Raw genomic sequence first — 2,090 nt, forward strand, 5'->3', positions numbered from 1 at the left:
TAGGTTCGTTGAAATTCCTGTATGATCAGAGTACCCATTTCCTGGTCCTGAAGTATTATCGATACTTCCTAATTCTACTCTTCCAATATATTCATCTGAAACACTGTCTCCTTTTGATGAACAGTAACTAATTGTTACATCTGATGTAGTAAAGATTGAAGAAGCACTATATGCTGAATTTGACCCTCCTGAACATTTACTACGAACTTGCACTTCGTATTGAGTAGATGCTGATAATCCGCTTAATGATGTTGAAGTTCCTGAAACCGAATTCGTTGTCCATGAAAATGTTCCTACTTGACGATATCTTACATCATACGTTGCTCCTGAAACTGAACTCCATGATACTGCTGCTCCTGTTGATGTTACTCCTGTTGTAGAAACTCCTGTTGGTACGGTTGCTGTACATGGGCTAGAACCTCCTGTTTTATCAGATAATGCTAAGCTTCTACGTGCCCCGCCTGACTCTAAAACTACATGCATTCTATTTTTTTGCCCTAAAGTAAATAGGTTCATACATGTGTCATTCGAGTAATCCATATAATTTTCAACCATATCTACTGATCCACAAGAAGTATGTCCTGTAGAACATCCATAATTTGCAGTATCTGATTCTGGAGTATCAGAAACAAAATCATCAGCACCACAACCCCCTCCCCAAATATGGTTTAGGTTTAAAAAGTGACCAACTTCGTGTGTCGTTGTTCTTCCTTTATCAAAAGGAGCTGATAAGTAAAAGTTTGATCCTTTATCTGAACTACCAAAATATTGCGGACTCATCACAATTCCATCAGTAGATGCGCTACCTCCTGGAAACTGTGCATATCCTAAAATTTCTCCACCTATGTTACATATCCACATGTTAAGATACTCTGAAGTATCCCATGGATTTACTCCTCCTAGTGATGCTTTTTTCATCGCATCATTTACCCCCCAAGAGGTTCTAGTAGAAGATTTTCTTGTAATTCCATTTGTAGGGTTACCATTAGGATCAACTTGAGCTAAATAAAACTCTATTTCTGTGTCTGCTGCTTGCGACCATTTGTCTGTTTTATCTGAATTAGTTCTTCTAAAATCTTCATTTAAAACATCTATTTGTGACTGAATTTGTGCCACACTAATATTCTCTTGAGAATTATTATAAATAACATGTACAACTACAGGAATTTGAATTACATTTCCTACTATTTTTCCTTGGTAGTTTTTCTTTTCTGCAATCCTCTTTTGAGTAAAGGATTCTATCTCTTGCATTTTGCTTTTTAAAGAAGGATTGAGAGATTGTCTGTACTCAAGATTTTCCATCGAGTAACAGTTTCTTTTTTCTTGAGCAAACGAGGCTCCAATAAAAAATAAGCACAAAAGTGCTAGAGTAATTTTGTTTTTCATTCTGAAGGGGGTTTTTTAATCGAGTTAATAAAAAAATTATGAACTTTCTCTGATTATTTTTGAAGTAAAAAGTCCTTAATTATTTGTTAAAACATTGGCAAATATATATTTTTTTTGCTAAAAACCTAAAAAAACAAAAGATAAATTCATTATAACATACTAATAACCAGTAAAAAGCCTTAGAGGAGTCTCTAAGGCTTTTACTTTTTTATACTTTGATTTTTAAGTTTATTTCTTCAGAAATTTAGTTTTTAATAGCTTTTGACCATCATTAACTTCAAGGATATATAATCCTGTTTTTAATTTTGAAACATTAATATTTGTAGCGTCTAAAACTCCTGATTTAACCATTCTTCCTCTTGTGTCTATAATTCTAAATGTAGTATCTTCTGCTAAAGAACTTAATTTAACATTTACAAAATCAATAGTAGGGTTTGGATATATCTCTAAGTCTTGAGTTGCTTCATTTCCTAATCTTTCTGCGTCTACAATATTATCTTGTCTTGCACTCGAAACAATATTAACCGTATAATCTTCAACTTCTCCGTAAGAAAAAGCTTCACATGCTGTTTGAGACCCATTCCATTTCATCGATACTCTCATTCTTGTTAATCCTAATCTTGCACTTGACGGTACACTTACATTGTACGATAAATTACCTGCGCTTGTTGAGTTTCCTGAAGCTACTTTTTCACTTGACTCAA

At 33.8% G+C, this 2,090-nt stretch carries 2 protein-coding genes; both read right to left on the reverse strand.

Translation table 11 applies throughout. The features are described from left to right. A partial coding sequence (locus ACKTSW_RS10445) for a M43 family zinc metalloprotease (RefSeq protein ID WP_408025210.1) occupies positions 1-1,386 on the reverse strand: 1,386 nt, incomplete at its 3' end. A gap of 228 nt (positions 1,387-1,614) precedes the next feature. Continuing rightward, positions 1,615-2,090, reverse strand: a 476-nt coding sequence (locus ACKTSW_RS10450) for a GEVED domain-containing protein (protein ID WP_408025211.1), incomplete at its 5' end; no start/stop codon positions are given.

This window comes from Tenacibaculum sediminilitoris (assembly GCF_964513795.1).
Classification (GTDB): domain Bacteria; phylum Bacteroidota; class Bacteroidia; order Flavobacteriales; family Flavobacteriaceae; genus Polaribacter; species Polaribacter sediminilitoris.